Raw genomic sequence first — 20,497 nt, forward strand, 5'->3', positions numbered from 1 at the left:
TCAGACGATCCTTAAAGGCCGCCTGGCCGAAGGTTTTACTGGTAGTACAGGTCGACCAGCGCCGTGGCTTCGAACGGACCGGAAATGGGCGCCGAGCGCCAGATCAGGTCGGCGCGGAACGGGTTGTGGATCACGCCCGGCGCAGCCAGGTCGGCCAGCTTGAACCAGGTGGCGAAAGGCACCGGCTGGTTGCTGTCCTGCTGGGTCAGGGCAATGCCGACGGAGGTGTTGTTGGCGGGCACCAGCAGCTTGTCGATGACGCTGGCGCTGCCAGCGACCGGGGTGAAGCGGGCGCTGACGGTGTAGGGCGTGTCGCAGGATCTGGTCAGGTCGAGGCTGAAACTGGCCGAGCTGGCGACCTGGCCGACCTGTGCCGAGCTGGCCAGGGCCCGGCGGAAATTGACCACCGAAGGCAAGATGGTCAACTCGGGAGAGCAAGGCACGAAGCGGATGTTGTTCATGCCGGTGACGACATAGTTGAGGTTGCTGTCGGGTTTGGGGTTGAGCATGTACCCGCCGTCCAGCTGGAATACCCGGTATTCGCTGAGCGTGCTGGCTTGTCCGTTGGTTGGCGTTGCGCCGTACTTTTCGATGAACACCGTAAAATTCAGGGTGAAGCGGGCCTTGTACCAGCCTGTACAGTTCGCCCAGTCGCAACCATGAAACGAGTTGTAGCCAGTGGTGACGGCGCCCGAAGTCTGAGTGATTTTCTGCGAGCCGTAGCGAATCCCGACCCGTATGCCCTTGCCTATACTGGCTTTGGCCGGGTTGACATAGAAATAGACATCTTCCTTGATGCCGGTTTCATAGTCGTCGGCGCAGATGACCGGAAGCGAGTGTGGTGCCGACTCCCAGATGATCGTGCCGTCAGGCGCGTCGGCCGGTACCGCCAGTGCAGTGCCCAGTGCCTCCTTGAATACCGTCGCCATGGACGGGTCCAGCTTGCAGGACAGCGCGTAGCTGGTGGCGGGGCAGCTGGCGGCGACGAAAAGCAGGCCAAGCAAGTGTTTCCGGATCAGGTTCATGAGTGGGTATCCTGTGGCGGTGTGTTCACGGCAGCGCGATGTGGTGGCGCTTCTGCAGGCCGATATCGGTGAGTTCGCTGAACGCCACGCGACTTTGCGCGGGCAGGGGCGAGGGCGCCTCGAGGGTCAGCGATGCCCCCGGGCGCAGGAGGACGTAGTCCGCAAGCTGGCGCGACTGCCCGGGGCTGTCGAGCTGGAGGTTGACCAGCGAAACATGAAAGGCACTCGGGTTGCTGACTTCGATCAGGCCAGGCTGACGTGCGCGCCATGCCAGGCCCTCGACCGCCTCGCTGGCCGAGCCTGGCAGGCCGGCAGGGCGGTAGAACAGCTTCAGGCGCTGGCGAACGGCGAATTGCAGGGTATTGGCCTGTTCGGGTTTGCGCGGGATCTCGAGGATGTTCAGCCAGAACAGTGACTCCCTGTCCTCGGGCAGGCCCTTGCCGGCGTACAGCACTCGCAGCATGTGCCGGCCGTTGGGCGGTATCAATGCCAACGGTTGGACGATGGCGAAGGGCGCATCGGCGCTTTCGTCGGTACTGCTGACCCAGCTTTGCATGACGGTGTCGAGGTCGCTGCGATTGACCACGCTGATGCTTGCTTCCTTGTTCGAGCCTGGGTAAATGAGGCGTGTGCCCTCGACTTTGAGCTGGCCCCAGGCACCGGACGCCAGGCCCAGCAGGACCAGCGCCGCCATGGCTGGGCGCGAGAGGGTATGAAGCAAGCGCGACATGGTCAGGGCAGGGCTCCGGTGAGGGTGACTGGGAAGGGCCTGGGCATCCTAGACAGCTGGGCCGCCCCCGGCTTTGAGACGTTTCTTAAATTGCCGCGTGGTTTAAATGCCTGCTTTGTGAACTGCCTCACGCGCGCAGACGGCCCGGTCCCTGCTCATCCGATAGGCTCAAACGTGGGTATCGGGGAGTGGAAACCATGAGCGGCAAGCGATTCGCATTGAGTGTTGCAATGAGTCTGGCCCTGGTCGGTCAGGCCCAGGCAGGCGCCGTCGTCGCCTCGGGCATGCTGCAGTTCACTGGCAGCATCGTCGAGCCGTCCTGCACGACTACCGTGGGCAGTGCCGGTTGGCGCATGGATGACTGTCCGGCGCTGGCGCGTGACAGCCTCATCGGCATTGAGGGCGTGGACGGCCAGGCACTGCCGGTGCAGGCGGTACGCGTCGATCAGGGGGCCACGGTCGACCAGGCCTACAGGCTGGTCGACGGGCGCGGCGAGCCGCTGACCCAAGGCCATTACGTGGTGATCCTGACCTCACCTTGAGGGCGGGCAGCCGCTCGCTCGCGCTTTGGAGAACATCTTCAGCTTCAGCGCTCAACACAACATGAATTGCCGTACAGGCAATCCGCCAGTTCGTTTGGATGGCGGCTCGGGAAGCGAGCCGCTGGTTCTCAAACCTGGGACGCTGGAAAATCGACGCCGCGAGCGGTGGCTTCCCAGAGGCTGAACTCCGTACGCATGGCGGACAGCTTGGCCATCGCCACATCGAATGCTCTGTTGCCCAGCAGCAGGCGGTGTGGTGGCTGAGGCGAAGTAACCGCAGTATGAATCGCCGCAGCTGCACGGGCCGGGTCCCCCTCCTGCTTGCCGACCGAAGCGTGGTAGGCACGGCGCGCCTTACCTGCGGTAACCTCGTAATCCGCTATCGGTTCCGGCACTTCACCCGATGAGCCTGCCCATTCGGTGCGAAATGCGCTGGGCTCGACCGTCATGACACCGATCCCCAGGGGCTCAAGCTCAGCACGCAAGGTTTCCGATAACCCCTCGACAGCGAACTTGCTCGCGCAGTAGTAGCCTACTGCGGGGAAGCCCGCGAGCCCACCTATGGAGGTCAGGTTCACGATCATGCCCTGACGCCGCTGGCGCATGCCGGGCAGCACTGCCTGGATCATATGGGAGGTGCCGAAGAAGTTAACGTCGAACAGGCGGCGCGCCGCCTGCGGGTCTGTTTCCTCGACAGCGGCGAAGTAACCGATACCGGCGTTGTTGACCAGTACATCCACCCTGCCGAATACGCGTTCAGCTTCAGCCACCACGGCCTTGGCCTGTTCGGCATCGGTTACATCCAGTGGCAGTACCAGCGATTGGCCGAGGCTGGCGAGATCCTGCACCTGTTCGGTCTTGCGTGCGGTGACAACCACGCGCTCGCCTTGCTTGAGCAAATGGGCTGCAATGTGGCGGCCAAAACCGGTGGAACAGCCGGTTACCAGCCAGGTGTTCTGTGTACTCATGGGAGGGTCCTCCTGCAAGTGGTCGGGTTCAGTGCTTGATCGTCTAGGCGCGCCGCTCGAACGTATGGACCTTGGGGACCTCGCTGCAGAACGTGTCGAGTTCGGTCATGAAGGCCTGCACATAAGGTGTCTGCAGATGTCCGTCAAAGGCCTCGGACGAGTGCCAGTCCTCGTAAACGAGCCAACCCTCGACCGAGTCGCCCGATTGGTAGATGTCGTAACGGACGCAGCCAGGCTCCTGCCGTGTGGGGCCGACCAGCGCCAACAGGCGCTGGCCGAGGGCACCGCTTTGCCCGGGGCGTGCGGTGAAGAACGCGAGCTTTGTGAGCATGCTATGGGCTCCTTTATGGGTGATAGACCGATCAACCGGCGGTCACGGTCATGCCGCCGTCGGCCATGACAACCGAACCGACCATGAAGCTGGCCCGTTCGGACGCGAGAAACGCGACGAGCTCGGCAATTTCTTCCGGCTGTGCGGCACGGCCGATGGGGGCCGCTTCGCCGTGCTTGGCAAGAAAGCCAGGACCGTCTTCGACCACGTCATTGAGGATGTTGGTGACCACGTCGCCGACGCCGATGGCATTGACGCGGATACCGTACTCGATGGCTTCGAGTGCCAGCGTACGGGTCAGCTGTGCCAGCGCACCCTTGGAGGCGGTGTAGGCCGCGATGGTTGGAAAGGCGAAGTAGGCGGCATAGGAGGCGATATTGACGATTGCGCCGGACTTGTTAGGCATCATTGCCTTGACTGCCTCGCGGCAATGCAGAAAGGCCGCGGTGGTATTAACCGCCTGGATGCGCTCCCAGTCTTCGCGGGTCATGTCGATGACCAGTTTGTTGATGATGATCCCGGCGTTATTCACCAGGATGTCCAGCCGGCCGAACCGCTCGACGGCAAGGCCGACGGCACGTTCTGCAGCGCCATCTTCGCTGATGTCCGCCACCAGTGGGACCAGCCCTGGACGTGCGAGGTCTTCTACGGCAGGGTCGATATCTTCGGCAACGACCTTGGCGCCACGTGCATGCAGCAAAAGCGCAATTGCCTTGCCGATGCCACTGGCGGCGCCGGTGACCAGCGCGACTTTGCCTTCGACTTCATGGGGAATGTTGGGCGTGATAGTAGTCATGATGCTCTCCTGCGTTGTGAGCCGAGGAGACATTCGCCGGCTCTAGCCTGTAAGGGACGGCTTTACTGTCGCGCAACGCGCAGAGAGAGGCTTTCGTAAGCTTGCCGAGGCTGTCGGGATTTTGCGCCGATATGCAGTCCCTCGGTCCGTAAGCGCGAATCATGCTTTGAATCGCCAGCCAACCCCGCCATCGAGGAGCGGAGTAAACACAGGGGCACCTGGCTCATCGGGGCTTTGACCCGCTGGCTTACCTGCAAACCTCAGATAATATGAGTCGGAACGTTCGAGAGAAGAGCAATGATTTCAGACCCGGGTACCCCAACGCTCGATCAACTGCGGGTATTTCTTGCAGTAGTCGATGTCGGCAGTTTTGCTGGAGCAGCGCGCAAGTTGCATCGCGCCACTTCAGTGGTGAGCTACTCCATTGCCAACCTGGAACTGCAGCTGGGCGTCAGCCTTTTTGATCGCAAAACCACCCGTAAGCCGCAATTGACCGACGCCGGCCGGACAGTGCTGGCCGAGGCGCGCACCATCTACAGCAGCATTGACGGGCTGCGCGCCAAGGTTCGCGGTTTGCTGCATGGCCTTGAAGCCGAAGTGCATCTCGTGCTTGACGTAATGTTGCCTCGCGAGCGTATGGTCGATGCGCTGAAAGCCTTCCGAGTAACGTTTCCAACCGTATCCCTACACCTGCATATAGAGGCGCTTGGCGCAGTGACCCAACGGGTGCTCGACCGTGGCGCCACGTTGGGTGTGAGTGGCCCTCTGTCCACAAGCATTGATGGCATTGAACGTATCGGCGTAGGTAAGGTGGCGCTGGTTCCGGTGGCCGCGCCTGACCATCCGTTGGCGCAACCGGGCCCACACCCGCCGGGCTCAGGTCGCGCACATGTCCAACTGGTCCTGACAGATCGCTCACGGCTCACTGAAGATCAGGAATTCGCGGTGGTCGGCACACGCACGTGGCGCCTGGCGGATTTGGGCGCCAAGCACATGCTGCTTCGCGAAGGCATCGGCTGGGGCAACATGCCGATAGACATGGTTCGCGATGACCTGGCCACCGGACGCCTCGTGCAAGTCGAACTGCCCGACTGCTTTGGCGGCGATTACGCGTTCGATGTTATTTACCGCACCGACACGCCTCCCGGCCCGGCCTCGAAATGGCTGATCGAACGGTTTAAGGCTCAGGCCCGATCCTCCTGACCATTCGAAAAAGTCGAACCTGACGCCCGGCGCATCTATGAACAGGAGTATGTGCTCTTCGTGCGTGTCAAGGACGGCAAGCTTGCCTTTATCCGTGAGTACTTCGACCCGGTCCGGGCTGCCGTTGCACTGAATGCGCCGTTTCCTGCGTTGGCCAGTTAAGGTGTCGCTCGCGCTTACGCAACGCCGCTGCACGGTTGCCGCTTCGCTGAGCCCCTGGCTGTCGGCTGGAGGGATCTTGAAGGCACACTGGGCGGTCGGTAACAAAAACCGATGCGTTCGCCGAGCTTCTATACGGCATCATGTTCCCCTATTGGCGGTATTGCGTGGGCGTTACGCCCACCTCGCGTTTGAACACCTGTGAGAAATGGCTGTGACTGCTATACCCAACCTCCAGGCCTACATCGATGATGCTCTGATCGGTCTCGAGGAGAAGCTGCCGGGCCCGAGCCATCCTCAACCTGATGAAGAACTGCAAGGGTGAATATCCGGCGGCTTTTTTGAACATTCGGCTGAAGTGGCATTCACTCATCCCGGCAACCTCGGCCAACTGCCTTAAATTGAAGTCCCTTGCCAGATCGGCTTCCATGGCCGCCAGCACGCGCCGAAACTTGTACGCAGGGAGAGCGTTGCGGCGTGGGCGATCGTCCGCTGAGCTATCCAGGTAATTGCGGGCAAGGTAGACGGCGATGCATTGGGCCAGACCCTGCAAATACAGCGGGCTCGCGCCACGTCCCATGAGTTCCAGCCGAACCTGCTCCAGCAGTACCGACAGTCCTTCGTCACGCCCGCCTGACACTTCCCGCAGGCGAACGGCCTCGACAGGCCCGCCCAGTATTTCATGGATGGCTTTTTCCAGGAGCGGGACACCGAGATAGATGTGCATGACTTCAAAGTCGTCTGCGCTGGAGACGTTCCAACGCATCTCATACGGTTGCGCCGAAGTGGTCAAAAAGAAATCGCCTTTAGCAACTTCGCTGGTTTCCCATTGGCCCCCAAGCTCACGTTCCTGTACGGCAGCGTTTCCCGAAATGATCCAGACCAGCAAGGGTTCGGCCACCGCTGGGACGATGAAGTTACCTTCCTCACGTTCCCGGTTGAAAATCTGCACCAAGATGTCCCGGTCGGCCAGCACGTCCGAAGCGGCAATTCGCTTGCCCCGGATGTGTGCCTCCAAACCATGGGCAGAAGTCCGCTCTGTCACATCCATGGTCATATTGTCCTCCCTCTTTTTTGGCGAGTGCGCAGGATAAAAGCTGCCTCGCTTCCTGGGTGCCGTACTGACAGGTACAGGTTCAAGGCGGACAGAGTGCGGTGTATTTCACCTGATCTGGTCACGGCAGTGAGAACACACTCTGGACGCAACGGCAGGGCTTTCAGGGTTCAGAGTCACGACAAAGCCGGAATGTCTCCATTCCGGCTTGCGCTTCAACGTTCGGGGTATAAAACCATCCCGGCGTGGTACAACACATTGTTGCGAAACTCACCATCAGCGGTAAATCCAGTGTCATCGACATACTCGATGTGATCACCCTCCAACCAATAGCGGCCTTGGTAAGCACTTGCTTGCCGACCGCGTGCTTCGTCGTAGCGGCCCCCGGGCAAGAGTTCATGGCGGATCCGACCGTCAGCCGTCACCCACATGCCAACGTATGTGTTCTGGTTTCCATATGGCTTGCCCATCTCTGTTCCTCGCTATCGTCAATAGAGCATCAGAATGGACTCGCGGTTGGACGCACGATCAGCTCGCTGACGTCGACATCCGCTGGCTGCTCGACCGCGTAGGCAATCGCACGGGCAATGGCCGCAGCGGGAATCGCGATCTTGCGGAACTCCCTCATCTCCGTGCGTCCGCCTTCATCCGAAATGCTGTCGGCCAGCTCCGATTCGGTAACGCCTGGTGCAATCACCGTGACTCGAATATCACCCCCGACCTCTTGACGCAGACCTTCGGAAATTGCCCGGACGGCATATTTGGTGGCGCAGTACACCGCAGCGGTAGGGCTCACGGCGTAGGCACCAATTGAGGCGATATTGATGATCTGGCCAGCACGCTGCTGTTGCATGAGCGGCAGCGTTGCAGCAATACCGTGTAGTACGCCGCGAATGTTCACGTCGATCATCCGGTTCCACTCATTGACCTTCAACGCTTCCAGTTTCGAGAGTGGCATTACGCCGGCATTGTTGATGAGTACGTCGACGCGACCATGCAATTCGACAGCGAAATCGATGAAGGACTGCATGTCGTCCAGGCTGGTGACGTCCAGTGCCAGCACGTCAGCGGTACCGCCTGCTGAACGAATGTCATCGGCCAGGGCTTCAAGGCGGTCGGTACGGCGGGCCCCCAGAACGACGCGAGCGCCTTTGCTGGCGAGCAGGCGGGCTGTGGCTTCGCCGATACCACTGCTGGCGCCTGTAATCACGATGACTTTGTGTTCGATGCCGTGCATTTTTCTCACTCCTGTTCCTGGTTTCAGAGGCACCTGCTGAACGGCAGGTGTTAAGGCAAGAGTAAGAATCCTGGGGGGAACAGCGTTATGTGATTCCTGCGACGGTCATGCACGATCCTGCATGATTGATCTGCGACTTATGTCAGCCCTTTGCCCGATCCTGGACTGTCTGAGGGCTGCACGAACCGGATACAACTTTTCTATTTATTCGAACATAAATGCCGAAACTAACCGGCTATTAAGCAAAGGCGTATGGAGCCACACTCTCACCCGAACTGCTGCAGTCGTACTGGCGTTGTTCAGTGTTCTCACCGCAGCGATTTTCCACAGCGCGCTGGCCGACCAGGCCCAGTTCATCCATTTCTTCAAGAACATCGCGATGGCCGGTGGCTTGCTGCAGACCGTGGCTTTTTTGGTGCAGGCCGCTTCAGCTTGGACGCCCGTCGTCAGTAGTCGAAGTGCAGCACCACAGAGCATCTGGGGCATCATCACCTTACCAATGGGAAAAACTATGAAAGCTATCCAAGTGGCACAGTACGGTCAGGTTCAGGGGTTGGAACTCAAAGATGTCCCAGATTTGGTGCCCAATGACGACCAGGTTTTAATCAATGTCGCGGGGAGTGGAGTCAACCCGATTGACTGGAAGATCCTCTCAGGGGCAATGAAGCAATTCATCCCATTGTCTTTGCCCTATACGCCGGGGGTCGAGGTTGCCGGTACCGTTGCAGCGGTTGGCAAAAATGTCCACGGGTTTGTTGTGGGGGATGAGGTATTCGGTTTCATAGGCATAGTCGGTGGCTACGCGACTCAGGCCGTGGTAGCCGCCGACAGGCTTGCGCATAAGCCCGCCGGCCTGCCGCTCCTCCACGCCAGTGGCATTCCTGCTGCAGCGCTTACCGCCTGGCAAGCACTGCATGAACACGCCAACCTACAGTCGGGTCAAACAGTGTTGATTCACGGGGCTGCGGGAGGTGTAGGAAGTTTCGCCGTACAGCTGGCTCGCCTGGCCGGTGCCTATGTATTGACAACGGCCTCGGCCGGCAACCGAGACTACCTGTTTTCACTCGGGGCGCAGCAGGTCATTGACTATACCGCGCAACGGTTCGAAGACGTGGCTGAAGAGATCGATGTTGTTCTCGACCTGGTAGGAGGAGAAACGCAAGACCGTTCGTGGACGATTGTCAAACGAGGAGGTGTACTTGTATCTACCGTCAGCCCACCCGACCCGCAGAAGGCGCTTGAACACGACGCTGTCGGCAAACATTTCGCTACCCGTTCGGACGGGCGCCAGTTAGCACAGATCGCGCAATTGATTGCTGAGGAGAAGTTGCGCGTCGAGGTTGAGGTGATGCCACTTTCCAAGGTGACCGACGCTATAACGCTGAGCTCAGGGGGGCATACCCGCGGCAAGCGTGTCCTGGATGTCAATCGTTGAACAGCGGTTAACTGTATTAGGCTCTTTATGCAAAGCCTGGGAAAGGGATGCCTGCTCCTGCCTGAAGCCTGAGCCCCGAGATGCCTCGCCGCAGGAATGTGCAAAATCATCGCAGGAAACCCATAACGGGTTCATTACCGCCGCCTTAATCTGAGCCCAAGCAGCAAGCGAACCCACTGCTGCTGCCGGCCATCAGAGCGACCAAGCCTAGAAGCATACAGGCATCAACGTCACGCATTGCACTGACAACCGGCAACGAATCCATCGCTAATTTCGGAGTCGCTGTCATGAAAAATGTTAACAAAATGATGATTGGAGTCGCCTTAACTGTTCTGAGCGCAAGTTCGATGGCGCTTCCAGCCAAAGAGCAAGGCAACTGGACCCATAAACCTTGCAAATACCTGTGTGCACCAATCCTGGTCGAGGACGGTGCAGACCGACTCAATGGCCGTCGGGTTGCCGAGGACGGTGCAGACCGACTCAATGGCCGTCGGGTTGCCGAGGACGGTGCAGACCGACTCAATGGCCGTCGGGTTGCCGAGGACGGTGCAGATCGACTCAATGGCCGTCGGGTCGCCGAGGACGGTGCAGACCGACTCAATGGCCGTCGGGTTGCCGAGGACGGTGCAGACCGACTCAATGGCCGTCGGGTCGCCGAGGACGGTGCAGACCGACTCAACGACCGGCGTGTAGCCGAGGACGGTTCGGACCGAGTCATCAATGCCTGATGTGCCTGGGCTGCGCCAAAAGCCCGGAAAAACCGGGCTTTTGGCAGATCAAATGATCCATTCGGCATCTACCCAAATGGATGCGAACCCACCTATCCTCTGCAATCGGGACAGCCGAACGGGGAGGTAACGGTAGTGAGTGATCTGGACGATGAGCTGACACGCCTCAGGGCCGAACTGGCATCAGCGATGCAACGTTTTGCTCCGACATACGGCGTCTATCAAACGGCGATTGATCCGTTGCATTTCATACGCAGCGACACGCCAACAGACGTCATCCATACGGTTCATAAACCGGGATTGTGCATAATTGTACAGGGCCGGAAACAGATCCAGTTGTGGGATGAAAGCTATACCTACGATCAACTGAACTATCTGGTTGTCTCTGTGACACTGCCTCTGGCTGGGCAAGTGATCGAGGCCTCTCCACAGAGGCCCTACTTCTGCATTCGCCTGGATATCGACCCGGCAGAAATCGCTCAGCTGATTGCCGATGTCAGCCCGATCGGCGTACCCAGCCAGCCATCTCGCCGCGGCCTCTATCTGGACAGGATTGATACCCCATTGCTTGATGCCATGTTGCGACTGGTACGTCTGTTGGATGTGCCCTCCGATATCCCGGCATTGGCTCCGCTAGCCCTCAGGGAAATATTCTACCGGTTGCTCAAAGGCCAGCAGGGCCAGCGATTACATGAGATAGCCATCAACGACAGTCAGACCCATCGAGTGACAAGAGCTATCGAATGGTTGAACAACAACTATGCGCAGCCGTTGCACATCGATGAGTTGGCGAGCTATGTCAATTTGAGTAATTCCACGCTTCACCACCGATTCAAGGCAATCACCGCGATGAGCCCGTTGCAGTACCAGAAACAACTGCGCTTGCAGCACGCACGAAGGTTGATGATTTCAGAAGGGCTGGATGTTTCCACGGCCGGGTTCACGGTGGGCTATGAGAGCCCGTCACAGTTCAGCAGAGAATACAGCCGGATGTTCGGAGCCCCTCCAAGCAAGGACATCGCCAAGATTCGATCGATGGGATGAGTTGCAAGGTGGAACGGGCATGCAAAGAGGCTCCCCCTATGCCCCGCAAGCAAGTAAAGGGGGGCAGTGTAGGGGTATTGATACCGGTCGGGCCTATGCGTCAGCCCTCAGCAGTCTCGCTGTGCGCCAGGATCAATAACTTGTCAGTTTCGATCATTGAGCCCGTTCAAACGGCTGTTTAATGTCGCAGGCAGACAAACGACGGGGCCCGCCACCCAGTGAGGTGCCCGCATTCCGTGATCACGCCATCAGGGGACCTTTCCATGGCCGCCGACCGCTACCCGCACCTGCTTGCTCCGCTGGACCTGGGCTTTACCACCTTGCGCAACCGCACCCTGATGGGCTCGATGCACACCGGCCTCGAAGAGCGCCCAGGCGGCTTCGAGCGCATGGCCGCGTACTTTGCCGAGCGCGCCCGGGGCGGCGTTGGCCTGATGGTCACGGGCGGCATCGCGCCCAATGATGAAGGCGGGGTGTATTCCGGTGCGGCAAAGCTCAGCACCGAGGAAGAGGCCGACAAGCACCGCATCGTCACCGAGGCGGTGCACGCCGCTGGTGGCAAGATCTGCCTGCAGATCCTGCACGCCGGGCGCTACGCCTACAGCCCACGGCAGGTGGCACCTAGCGCGATCCAGGCGCCGATCAACCCGTTCAAGCCCAAAGAGCTGGATGAGGCGGGCATCGAGAAGCAGATCGCCGACTTCGTCAACTGCGCGGTACTGGCTCAGCGTGCCGGTTACGACGGCGTCGAAATCATGGGTTCGGAAGGTTACTTCATCAACCAGTTCCTCGCCGCGCACACCAACCACCGCACCGACCGCTGGGGCGGCAGTTATGAAAACCGCATGCGCCTGGCAGTGGAAATCGTCAGCCGGGTACGCGGTGCGGTAGGGCCTAACTTCATCATCATCTTCCGCCTGTCGATGCTCGACCTGGTCGAGGGGGGCAGCACCTGGGACGAGATCGAGCTGCTGGCCAAGGCCATCGAGCAGGCCGGCGCGACCTTGATCAACACCGGAATCGGCTGGCACGAGGCGCGCATTCCGACCATCGCCACCAAGGTGCCGCGTGCGGCCTTCAGCAAAGTCACCGCCAAGTTGCGCGGCGTGGTGAGCATTCCGCTGATCACCACCAACCGCATCAACACCCCGGAAGTGGCCGAGGCGGTGCTGGCCGAGGGCGATGCGGACATGGTCTCGATGGCCCGACCGTTTCTCGCCGACCCGGACTTCGTCAACAAGGCCGCTGCCGGTCGCGCGGATGAAATCAACACCTGCATCGGCTGCAACCAGGCCTGCCTGGATCATACCTTCGGCGGCAAGCTGACCAGTTGCCTGGTCAACCCGCGGGCCTGCCACGAGACCGAACTCAACTACCTGCCTGTACGTACGGTGAAGCGCATTGCCGTGGTTGGCGCTGGCCCGGCTGGCCTGGCGGCGGCCACCGTAGCGGCCGAGCGGGGCCACGCGGTGACCCTGTTTGACGCCGCCAGCGAAATCGGCGGCCAGTTCAACGTGGCCAAGCGGGTGCCGGGCAAGGAAGAATTCTTTGAAACGCTGCGTTACTTCCGCAACAAGGTCAAAAGCACGGGCGTCGACCTGCGCCTGAATACCCGCGTGGATGTGCAGGCACTGGTGGGCGGCGGCTTTGATGAAGTCATCCTGGCTACCGGCATCGCCCCGCGTACCCCGGACATCGCGGGCGTGGAGCATGCCAAGGTGCTCAGCTACCTGGACGTGCTGCTCGAGCGCAAGCCTGTGGGCAAGTCGGTGGCCGTGATTGGCGCGGGAGGTATCGGCTTCGATGTGTCCGAGTACCTGGTACATGAGGGCGTGGCCACCAGCCAGGACCGAGCGGCATTCTGGAAAGAGTGGGGCATCGATACCCACCTTCAGGCGCGAGGTGGTGTGGCCGGGATCAAGGCCGAGCCGCATGCCCCGGCGCGGCAGGTGTACCTGTTGCAGCGCAAGAAATCCAAGGTGGGCGACGGTCTCGGCAAGACGACCGGCTGGATTCACCGCACCGGGTTGAAGAACAAGGGGGTGCAGATGCTTAACAGTGTCGAGTATCTGGGTATCGACGATGCCGGCCTGCACATTCGTGTGGACGGCGGCGAGCCGCAGGTGCTGGCGGTGGATAACGTGGTGATCTGTGCCGGGCAAGATCCGCTGCGCGAGCTGCAGGAAGGGCTGGTGGCGGCGGGGCAGTCGGTGCACCTGATTGGTGGCGCGGATGTGGCGGCCGAGCTGGATGCCAAGCGGGCGATCAACCAAGGCTCGCGGTTGGCGGCTGAACTCTGAGGGCGTCGGGGCTGCGTGAGCCCGATACCTGCACGTGTGTGTGCGGGCATGCCCGCGAAACAGGTGACGCGGTGGATGGCACCGGCTTTGCCGGTGTTCGCGGGTGAACCCGCTCCTACGACGGCCTGTGCCGGGGCATCGATGCCTGTGTCGAACCACTGGTGCGTATCCACCCCCGGTCCATGTAGGAGCGGGTTTACCCGCGAATACGGTGGCGGCGGCAACGGTGAACGGCCGGTGGAGATTGGCCAGCAGGCCCGGCCCTTTCGCGGGTGAACCCGCTCCTACGACGGTCTATACCGGGCCGTCGATGCATGTGTCGAACCACTGATGCGCGTCCACCCTGGCACTGTGATGCCTCGGCGGGGGCAGGTCATCGATTACAAGCGCGTGCGGGATTACCCTGTAAACTGCGATCCATGCATGTATTCGACCTCCCCCAAGCACCGCTGCAATTTCTGAACTTGCCCTGGCTGGAACAAGCCCAGGTCCAGGCCGCCATTCTGCGCCTGGACCTGATCGACCCGCTGATCAGCGGCAACAAGTGGTTCAAACTACGCCACCACCTGCAACAGGCCGGCGCCAGCAATGCTCCAGGCCTGATCAGCCTCGGCGGTAACCATTCCAACCATCTGCACGCCTTGGCCGCTGCCGGCAAGCGTTTCGGCTTCGCCACCGTCGGCCTGTTACGCGGCCATGCCCAGGACACGCCAACCGTGCGTGACCTGCAGGCGCTGGGCATGGAACTGCATTGGCTAGGCTACGGCGGCTACCGTGCGCGCAACGAGCCAGGATTCTGGGCCCCCTGGCAGGCCCGCTACCCAGGCTGGCACTGTATCCCCGAAGGGGGCGGCGGGCTGGCCGGTGCGCAGGGCTGCGCGCTGATCATGCAGCAGGCGCGCGCGCAGATCGCGGGATTGGGCTGGTCGGACCATGACGCCTGGTGGCTGGCTGCCGGAACGGGGACTACCTTGGCCGGCCTTGTACTGGCCGAGGCGGGTGCACATGCCGTACATGGCGCGCTGGCAGTGCCCAGGGATCATGGGGTGCCGGAGACGGTGGCAGCACTGGCCGGCACGCACGGCTACCAGCTACACGACGCCTGCCGTGGCGGTTTCGGGAAGTTCGACGATGAGCTACTGACGTTCATCGCCGACTGCGAGCAGCGCACTGGCGTGCCGCTCGAAGCCCTCTATACCGGCAAGGCTCTGCTGGCCTTGCGTGATCAGGTCGCTGCCGGGCTGTTCAAGCCCGGCAGCCGCCTGATCTTCGTACACACGGGTGGCCTGCAGGGGCGACGCGGTTACTTGTAGGGCAGCATGCGCAACAGCGTGTTGTCGCGCTGCACATAGTGGTGGTAAAGCCCGGCCAGTGCATGCAGGCCGATCAGCCAGTAGCCCCAGCTGCCAATACGCTCATGCCAGCCTTTGATGAACTTGGCCTGGTCCGGGTTCGGGCCGATCAGATGGGGCAGCTCCAGGCCAAAGAACGGCACCGGTTTGTCGGCGGCACTGAGGATCAGCCAGCCGGCCAGCGGCAGGCCGATCATCATCAGGTACAGTGCCAGGTGCATCAGGTGCGCCAGGCCGGTCTGCCAGGCCGGTGGTTTGGGCACGATGGGCGGAGTCGGGCGGCTCAGGCGCATGGCCAGGCGCAGCCAGACCAGCACGAACACGCTGAGCCCGAGCATGAAGTGCAGGTCCTTCATCAGGTTGCGTTCGGCGCTGTCCTTGGGGAACAGGCCACGCAGTTCGATGAGGGCATAGACAGCGGCCAGCAGCACCAGCATCAGCCAATGCAGGGCGATGGACAGGCGCGCGTAATGGGTGGTGGTGGGGGATGAAACCATGATTGGTCCTCGTCATCAGGTCTGAATGGCGCTCTTGCTGGCGCTCAGGAGTCATTTTAATGGCTACCGGAAACAGATCTTTGCGCCAGGTCTGTGAAAAATGTGTTGCCAGCCACCGGCCCCTTCGCGGGCCCGCCCGCTCCCACAGGTACTGCACAGTCTTGGAAGCCTGTGCAGTTGGACTGTGGGAGCGGGCGTGCCCGCGAAGGGGCCGGAACAGGCGACATCAGTTACCGGGCAGATACGGCCAGTCATCACCCACCAGAAACACCCGCTCTGCCTCCTGCCAGGCACCATCGGCATCAGGCACCAGTCGTACCAGCAAGTGCGCCGGTGCCTGCTGCTCCAGCACATGCAGCCAGGCTGCAAACTGCTCCGCCTGCCAGCACTCACCTGACTCCACCCTTGCCGGCGCCAGCCAGGCATGCCGCTGCAGCGGCTGCCAACGCTCGCCCTCGGCCATCACCCAGTCCCGCCGACGAAGCCAGCGCCCACGCAAATGTTGCGGGTTGGCGCCCTGCGGCGCCTCGGCATGCCCAGGCCGTGGATAGAACAGGTAACCACCCAGCCACATTTGCGCCTGCACCTGCTCCACCCCTAGCTGCGCCAGCGCCTGACGGCTGTGCGCCCCCTTGGACATGGGCAACTGGTGCCCCGCCAGGTGCGCAAGCTTGGTCCCCAGCCGGTCATGGCAACCTGGCCCCAGCCAGGCATGGGGATCGTGCCCGGCGTCTTCCGGGCCCAGGTACAGCTTGATCGCCAGTTCCAGGTGGTGCACGCCGTCGCGGTCGCGCAGCACCACGTCGAGCTCGCCCAGGGTGTGCCCGCCGTCGCGAATCGCCAGGTTGGCGGCCAGCAGCTCGATGCCTGGCGCCTGGCCCAGGGCAAATTGCCACAGGCGTTCGTAGTAATGCCCCAGGCGCCGGCTGCCCAATTGCGCCAGCCAGGCGCGCAACGGTCGGTCATCGGCATCCAGGGCCCGCAACCATTGTTCAAGGCGTTGCGGCTGCTGCGCCCACAGGCTGCCCGCCAGCGGGTGTCGCTGGGGGCAGGGTGGGGCGCTGAGCAGGGGCGGCGACAACAAGGCCCATGCCAGGTCACGCACGGTGGAGTGCTGCAGTTGTCGGGGCAGGTCGTGAAGCTGGGCGAATGGCGTCATCCTGCGAGCATAGCCGGTTTGCCGCTGCCCGGTGGTTTCGCCCATAATCGGCGCATCGTCACCCGCCGCAGAGCCTTGCAGGAGCCCCATGGAGCAATTTCGCAATATCGGTATCATCGGTCGCCTTGGCAGCTCGCAGGTGCTCGACACCATTCGCCGACTGAAAAAATTCCTCCTCGATCGCCACCTGCACGTGATCCTCGAGGACACCATTGCCGAAGTGCTGCCCGGCCATGGCTTGCAGACGTCCACCCGCAAGCTGCTGGGCGAGGTCTGCGACCTGGTCATCGTGGTCGGCGGCGACGGCAGCCTGCTGGGTGCTGCCCGTGCGCTGGCCCGGCACAACATTCCGGTGCTGGGTATCAACCGTGGCAACCTGGGTTTTCTCACCGACATCCGTCCCGACGAGCTGGAACAGAAGGTCGCCGAAGTGCTCGACGGCCACTACCTGGTAGAAAACCGTTTCCTGCTGCAGGCCGAGGTGCGTCGCCACCACGAGGCCATCGGCCAGGGCGATGCGCTGAACGACGTGGTGCTGCACCCGGGCAAGTCCACGCGCATGATCGAGTTCGAGATCTACATCGACGGCCAGTTCGTCTGCAGCCAGAAGGCCGACGGCCTGATCGTCGCCACCCCCACCGGCTCCACCGCCTATGCGCTGTCGGCCGGTGGCCCGATCATGCACCCCAAGCTCGATGCCATCGTCATCGTGCCGATGTACCCGCACACCTTGTCGGGCCGGCCGATCGTAGTCGACGGCAACAGCGAGCTGAAGATCGTGGTGTCCAAGGACCTGCAGATCTACCCGCAGGTGTCCTGTGACGGTCAGAACCACTTCACCTGTGCCCCCGGCGACACCATCACGGTCAGCAAGAAGCCGCAGAAGCTGCGCCTGATCCACCCGCTGGACCACAATTACTACGAGGTCTGCCGCACCAAACTGGGTTGGGGCAGCCGCCTGGGGAGCAGTGACGACTGATGCTCGATCCGGCGCGAAGTTTTGACATCATCGGCGACGTGCACGGCTGTGCACTGACCCTTGAACGCCTGCTCGACGCCCTCGGATACAAGCGCGTGGCCGGCGTGTGGCGCCACCCGCGACGTCAGGCGCTGTTCCTTGGCGATATCGTCGACCGCGGGCCACGCATTCGCGAGGCGCTGCACATCGTCCACGACATGGTCGAAGCCGGCCAGGCGTTCTGCATCATGGGCAACCACGAATACAATGCCCTGGGCTGGGTCACCCCGGCGCTGCCTGGCAGCGGCAAGGCCTATGTCCGCGAACACACGCCGCGGCATGCCCGGCTGATCGACGAAACCCTGACCCAGTTTGCCCAGCACCCCGGCGATTGGCACGATTTCGTCAACTGGTTCTACCAGCTGCCGTTGTTCATCGACGCCGGACGCTTCCGTCTGGTGCACGCCTGCTGGGACCCGCGGCTGATCGAGCCGCTGCGCCAGCAATACCCCGACGGCCGCATCGATGAACACTTCATCCAGGCCTCGGCGGTCAGTGGCAGTTTTGCCGACACAGTGTGCAACCGCCTGTTGCGCGGTACCGACATGCGCCTGCCGGACGGGCTGACGCTGACCGGCGGCGACGGCCTGACCCGCGCGTTCTTCCGCACCAAGTTCTGGGAAGAAGACCCGAAAACCTACGGTGACATCGTGTTCCAGCCCGATGCCCTGCCCGAGGAAGTGGCCAGCACCCCGCTCAGCCACAGCCAGAAGAACGCCTTGCTGCGCTATGACGAAGACCAGCCGATGCTGTTCGTCGGGCATTACTGGCGCAGCGGCCGGCCGGCACCGATCCGCGCCAACCTGGCCTGCCTGGACTACAGCGCCGTGCTCTACGGCAAGCTGGTCGCCTACCGGCTGGATGATGAAACCCGTATCGACCCACACAAGTTCGTCTGGGTCGACGTCGACCGCCCACAGGCCAACCAATGAACATTATCGAAGTGATGCGCCTGCCGCTGTCGGTCGACCTCAGCGGCTTCGTCCACCTGTTGCAACGCCTGCAGGTGCCGCACCGGGTCAGCGAGGAGGGTGATGCCCAAGTCCTCTGGGCCCCCGACACCCTGGCCGAAGATGTGCTGCAGCTCTACCAGCGCTACCCCGACGGCAATGCCGACCTGCCGGCCACCGCCGACCCTGTAGGGGCGGGGTCACCGGCGAATGCCCCCACACAACCTTCCCTGGCAGCCCAGGCCAAGGCCTGCAAGATCACCACCCTGACCCTGCTGCTGTGCTTCATCGTCGCCGGCCTCACGGGCCTTGGCGACAACTTCACCACCATCAGCTGGTTCACCTTCCTCGACTTCCGTGTCCAGGGCGACTACCTGTACTTCAGCCCGTTGGCGCAAAGCCTGGATGAAGGCCAGTGGTGGCGCCTGGTATCGCCCATGCTACTGCATTTCGGTGTGCTGCACCTGGCCATGAACAGCCTGTGGTACTGGGAGCTGGGCAAACGCATCGAACTGCGCCAGGGCCCGTGGGCGTTGCTGGGCCTGACCCTGCTGTTCAGCCTAGTGTCCAACCTGGCCCAGCACTACACCAGCGGGCCGAGCCTGTTTGGCGGCCTGTCCGGCGTGCTGTACGGCCTGCTCGGGCATATCTGGCTGTACCAGTGGCTGGCGCCCGACCGTTACTTCAACCTGCCCAAGGGCGTACTGGTGATGATGCTGATCTGGCTGGTGGTATGCCTGACCGGCGTGGTCGGTACGCTCGGCCTTGGCCAGATCGCCAATGCCGCCCACGTCGGCGGGCTGCTCATCGGATGCCTGACCGGGCTCTTGGGTGGGGCGCTGGCCCGGCGTAAACTGTCGGCTTGAATCAGGAGACACTATGTCCACTTTCGCGCAAATGATTGAAAACATCACCCCGGAAATCTACCAGAGCCTGAAACTGGCGGTGGAAATCGGCAAATGGTCCGACGGCCGCAAGCTCACCGCCGAGCAGAAAGAGCTGTCGCTGCAGGCGGTCATCGCCTGGGAGATGAAGAACCTGCCCGAAGACCAGCGCACCGGCTACATGGGCCCACAGGAATGTGCGTCGAAGTCCGCGCCCATCGCCAACATTCTGTTCAAGTCGGACTCGGTACATTGATCGAACTCGCACGTGGCTCGTTGAGCAAGATGGCCGTAAGCCTGCAGGCACCGGTGGTGCAGTACAGCTTTCGCCTGGATGACACCCAGGTGCCGGTCAACCCCATGATCGGCCAGCGCCTGCGCCTGGAATACCTCGGCGCCATTCATTGCAGCCATTGCGGCAAGCGCACCAAGACCAGCTTCAGCCAGGGTTACTGCTACCCGTGCATGACCAAGCTGGCCCAGTGCGACGTGTGCATCATGGCCCCGGAAAAATGCCACTACGACGCCGGCACCTGCCGCGAACCGTCGTGGGGCGAACAGTTCTGCATGACCGACCACGTCGTCTACCTGGCCAATTCGTCGGGGATCAAGGTCGGCATCACCCGTGCAACCCAGCTGCCCACCCGCTGGCTCGACCAGGGCGCCAGCCAGGCGTTGCCGATCATGCGCGTGGCCACCCGGCAGCAATCGGGCCTGGTTGAAGACGTGTTGCGCAGCCAGGTGCCGGACCGGACCAACTGGCGCGCGCTGCTCAAGGGCGATGCCGAGGTGCTCGACCTGCCGGCCATCCGGGAGCAGGTCTTCGAAGCCTGCGCCGACGGCCTGCGCGAGCTGCAGGGGCGCTTTGGCCTGCAGGCGATCCAGCCGCTGCCGGACGCCGAAGTGGTGCAGATGAACTACCCGGTCGAGGCGTACCCGAAGAAGATTACCAGCTTCAACCTCGACAAGGACCCGGTGGCCGAGGGCACGCTGCTGGGCATCAAGGGCCAGTACCTGATCTTCGACACCGGTGTGATCAATATTCGCAAGTACACGGCCTACCAGTTGGCCGTGCTCCAGTAAAA

General features: G+C 61.9%; 22 protein-coding genes. 12 read left to right on the forward strand and 10 right to left on the reverse strand.

Annotated elements, in window-relative coordinates:
- Window positions 1-35: 35 nt before the first annotated feature.
- Both C4Q27_RS19955 and C4Q27_RS19960 read right to left on the reverse strand, forming a co-directional pair.
- The gene (locus C4Q27_RS19955) at window positions 36-1,025 is read right to left on the reverse strand and encodes a fimbrial protein (protein ID WP_012053258.1); all 990 of its coding nucleotides are present in this window, start codon (window positions 1,023-1,025) and stop codon (window positions 36-38) included.
- A gap of 25 nt (window positions 1,026-1,050) precedes the next feature.
- A complete protein-coding gene (locus C4Q27_RS19960; protein WP_104887249.1) occupies window positions 1,051-1,755 on the reverse strand; it encodes a molecular chaperone in 705 nt (234 codons plus the stop codon).
- Between the two features lie 197 nt (window positions 1,756-1,952).
- Between C4Q27_RS19960 and C4Q27_RS19965 the strand changes: the two genes are divergently transcribed.
- Window positions 1,953-2,297, forward strand: a complete 345-nt coding sequence (locus C4Q27_RS19965) for a hypothetical protein (RefSeq protein ID WP_104887250.1) — start codon at window positions 1,953-1,955, stop codon at window positions 2,295-2,297.
- A gap of 128 nt (window positions 2,298-2,425) precedes the next feature.
- Here C4Q27_RS19965 and C4Q27_RS19970 read toward each other — a convergent pair whose 3' ends face one another.
- Genes C4Q27_RS19970 through C4Q27_RS19980 form a run of 3 tightly spaced genes read right to left on the reverse strand, consistent with a single transcriptional unit; the run spans window position 2,426 to window position 4,392 of the window.
- Window positions 2,426-3,265, reverse strand: coding sequence for an oxidoreductase (locus C4Q27_RS19970; RefSeq protein WP_104887251.1), 840 nt, complete (start codon window positions 3,263-3,265; stop codon window positions 2,426-2,428).
- Window positions 3,266-3,308: 43 nt separating this feature from the next.
- Window positions 3,309-3,596, reverse strand: coding sequence for a putative quinol monooxygenase (locus C4Q27_RS19975; RefSeq protein ID WP_012053254.1), 288 nt, complete (start codon window positions 3,594-3,596; stop codon window positions 3,309-3,311).
- Window positions 3,597-3,627: 31 nt separating this feature from the next.
- Complete coding sequence (locus C4Q27_RS19980) at window positions 3,628-4,392, reverse strand: SDR family NAD(P)-dependent oxidoreductase (RefSeq protein WP_014859533.1); 765 nt, start codon at window positions 4,390-4,392, stop codon at window positions 3,628-3,630.
- A 297-nt stretch (window positions 4,393-4,689) separates the two neighbouring features.
- On the opposite strand from C4Q27_RS19980, the gene C4Q27_RS19985 reads away from it, so the two are divergent.
- A complete protein-coding gene (locus C4Q27_RS19985; RefSeq protein ID WP_014859534.1) occupies window positions 4,690-5,595 on the forward strand; it encodes a LysR family transcriptional regulator in 906 nt (301 codons plus the stop codon).
- Between the two features lie 310 nt (window positions 5,596-5,905).
- Here the strand turns inward: C4Q27_RS19985 and C4Q27_RS19990 are convergent, their stop codons facing one another.
- The 3 genes from C4Q27_RS19990 to C4Q27_RS20000 form a co-directional block, all read right to left on the reverse strand.
- Window positions 5,906-6,811: an AraC family transcriptional regulator gene (locus tag C4Q27_RS19990; protein WP_104887252.1), complete on the reverse strand. Its 906-nt coding sequence runs from the start codon at window positions 6,809-6,811 to the stop codon at window positions 5,906-5,908.
- Window positions 6,812-7,023: 212 nt separating this feature from the next.
- Window positions 7,024-7,278, reverse strand: a complete 255-nt coding sequence (locus C4Q27_RS19995; RefSeq protein WP_014754027.1) for an Atu4866 domain-containing protein — start codon at window positions 7,276-7,278, stop codon at window positions 7,024-7,026.
- A 29-nt stretch (window positions 7,279-7,307) separates the two neighbouring features.
- Window positions 7,308-8,045 (reverse strand): SDR family oxidoreductase, encoded by a 738-nt coding sequence (locus C4Q27_RS20000; protein WP_012053248.1) that lies wholly within the window; start codon window positions 8,043-8,045, stop codon window positions 7,308-7,310.
- A gap of 511 nt (window positions 8,046-8,556) precedes the next feature.
- On the opposite strand from C4Q27_RS20000, the gene C4Q27_RS20005 reads away from it, so the two are divergent.
- The 5 genes from C4Q27_RS20005 (at window position 8,557) to C4Q27_RS20030 (ending at window position 14,865) form a co-directional block, all read left to right on the forward strand.
- Window positions 8,557-9,480, forward strand: a complete 924-nt coding sequence (locus tag C4Q27_RS20005; RefSeq protein WP_029611774.1) for an NADP-dependent oxidoreductase — start codon at window positions 8,557-8,559, stop codon at window positions 9,478-9,480.
- A gap of 347 nt (window positions 9,481-9,827) precedes the next feature.
- Window positions 9,828-10,208 carry a hypothetical protein gene (locus C4Q27_RS20010; protein ID WP_371919359.1) on the forward strand — a complete coding sequence of 127 codons (381 nt, stop codon included), beginning with the start codon at window positions 9,828-9,830 and terminating at the stop codon, window positions 10,206-10,208.
- Window positions 10,209-10,343: 135 nt separating this feature from the next.
- The gene (locus C4Q27_RS20015; protein WP_019437475.1) at window positions 10,344-11,252 is read left to right on the forward strand and encodes an AraC family transcriptional regulator; all 909 of its coding nucleotides are present in this window, start codon (window positions 10,344-10,346) and stop codon (window positions 11,250-11,252) included.
- A 263-nt stretch (window positions 11,253-11,515) separates the two neighbouring features.
- Entirely contained in the window at window positions 11,516-13,552 is a 2,037-nt protein-coding gene (locus tag C4Q27_RS20020; protein ID WP_104887254.1) for an NADPH-dependent 2,4-dienoyl-CoA reductase, read from the forward strand.
- A 419-nt stretch (window positions 13,553-13,971) separates the two neighbouring features.
- Complete coding sequence (locus C4Q27_RS20030) at window positions 13,972-14,865, forward strand: 1-aminocyclopropane-1-carboxylate deaminase/D-cysteine desulfhydrase (RefSeq protein WP_104887255.1); 894 nt, start codon at window positions 13,972-13,974, stop codon at window positions 14,863-14,865.
- Here the strand turns inward: C4Q27_RS20030 and C4Q27_RS20035 are convergent.
- Both C4Q27_RS20035 and C4Q27_RS20040 read right to left on the reverse strand, forming a co-directional pair.
- Window positions 14,856-15,401, reverse strand: coding sequence for a cytochrome b (locus C4Q27_RS20035; protein WP_020193552.1), 546 nt, complete (start codon window positions 15,399-15,401; stop codon window positions 14,856-14,858). The genes C4Q27_RS20030 and C4Q27_RS20035 overlap by 10 nt on opposite strands.
- 226 nt (window positions 15,402-15,627) lie before the next feature.
- Window positions 15,628-16,650 carry a DUF1853 family protein gene (locus C4Q27_RS20040; protein WP_104887256.1) on the reverse strand — a complete coding sequence of 341 codons (1,023 nt, stop codon included), beginning with the start codon at window positions 16,648-16,650 and terminating at the stop codon, window positions 15,628-15,630.
- On the opposite strand from C4Q27_RS20040, the gene C4Q27_RS20045 reads away from it, so the two are divergent.
- Genes C4Q27_RS20045 through C4Q27_RS20065 form a run of 5 tightly spaced genes read left to right on the forward strand, consistent with a single transcriptional unit; the run spans window position 16,649 to window position 20,495 of the window.
- Window positions 16,649-17,539, forward strand: coding sequence for an NAD(+) kinase (locus tag C4Q27_RS20045; protein WP_003247220.1), 891 nt, complete (start codon window positions 16,649-16,651; stop codon window positions 17,537-17,539). The genes C4Q27_RS20040 and C4Q27_RS20045 overlap by 2 nt on opposite strands.
- Complete coding sequence (locus tag C4Q27_RS20050) at window positions 17,539-18,510, forward strand: metallophosphoesterase (protein WP_010953024.1); 972 nt, start codon at window positions 17,539-17,541, stop codon at window positions 18,508-18,510. The genes C4Q27_RS20045 and C4Q27_RS20050 overlap by 1 nt, the downstream gene beginning before the upstream one ends.
- The gene (locus C4Q27_RS20055; RefSeq protein WP_020193768.1) at window positions 18,507-19,394 is read left to right on the forward strand and encodes a rhomboid family intramembrane serine protease; all 888 of its coding nucleotides are present in this window, start codon (window positions 18,507-18,509) and stop codon (window positions 19,392-19,394) included. Before C4Q27_RS20050 ends, C4Q27_RS20055 begins: the two co-directional genes overlap by 4 nt.
- 13 nt (window positions 19,395-19,407) lie before the next feature.
- Window positions 19,408-19,668 (forward strand): YeaC family protein, encoded by a 261-nt coding sequence (locus C4Q27_RS20060; protein ID WP_003247224.1) that lies wholly within the window; start codon window positions 19,408-19,410, stop codon window positions 19,666-19,668.
- Complete coding sequence (locus tag C4Q27_RS20065; RefSeq protein WP_064492366.1) at window positions 19,665-20,495, forward strand: DUF2797 domain-containing protein; 831 nt, start codon at window positions 19,665-19,667, stop codon at window positions 20,493-20,495. The genes C4Q27_RS20060 and C4Q27_RS20065 overlap by 4 nt, the downstream gene beginning before the upstream one ends.
- Window positions 20,496-20,497: the final 2 nt, after the last annotated feature.

Origin of the sequence: Pseudomonas sp. SWI36 (assembly GCF_002948105.1) — a bacterium.
In the GTDB taxonomy this organism is placed as follows: domain Bacteria; phylum Pseudomonadota; class Gammaproteobacteria; order Pseudomonadales; family Pseudomonadaceae; genus Aquipseudomonas; species Aquipseudomonas alloputida.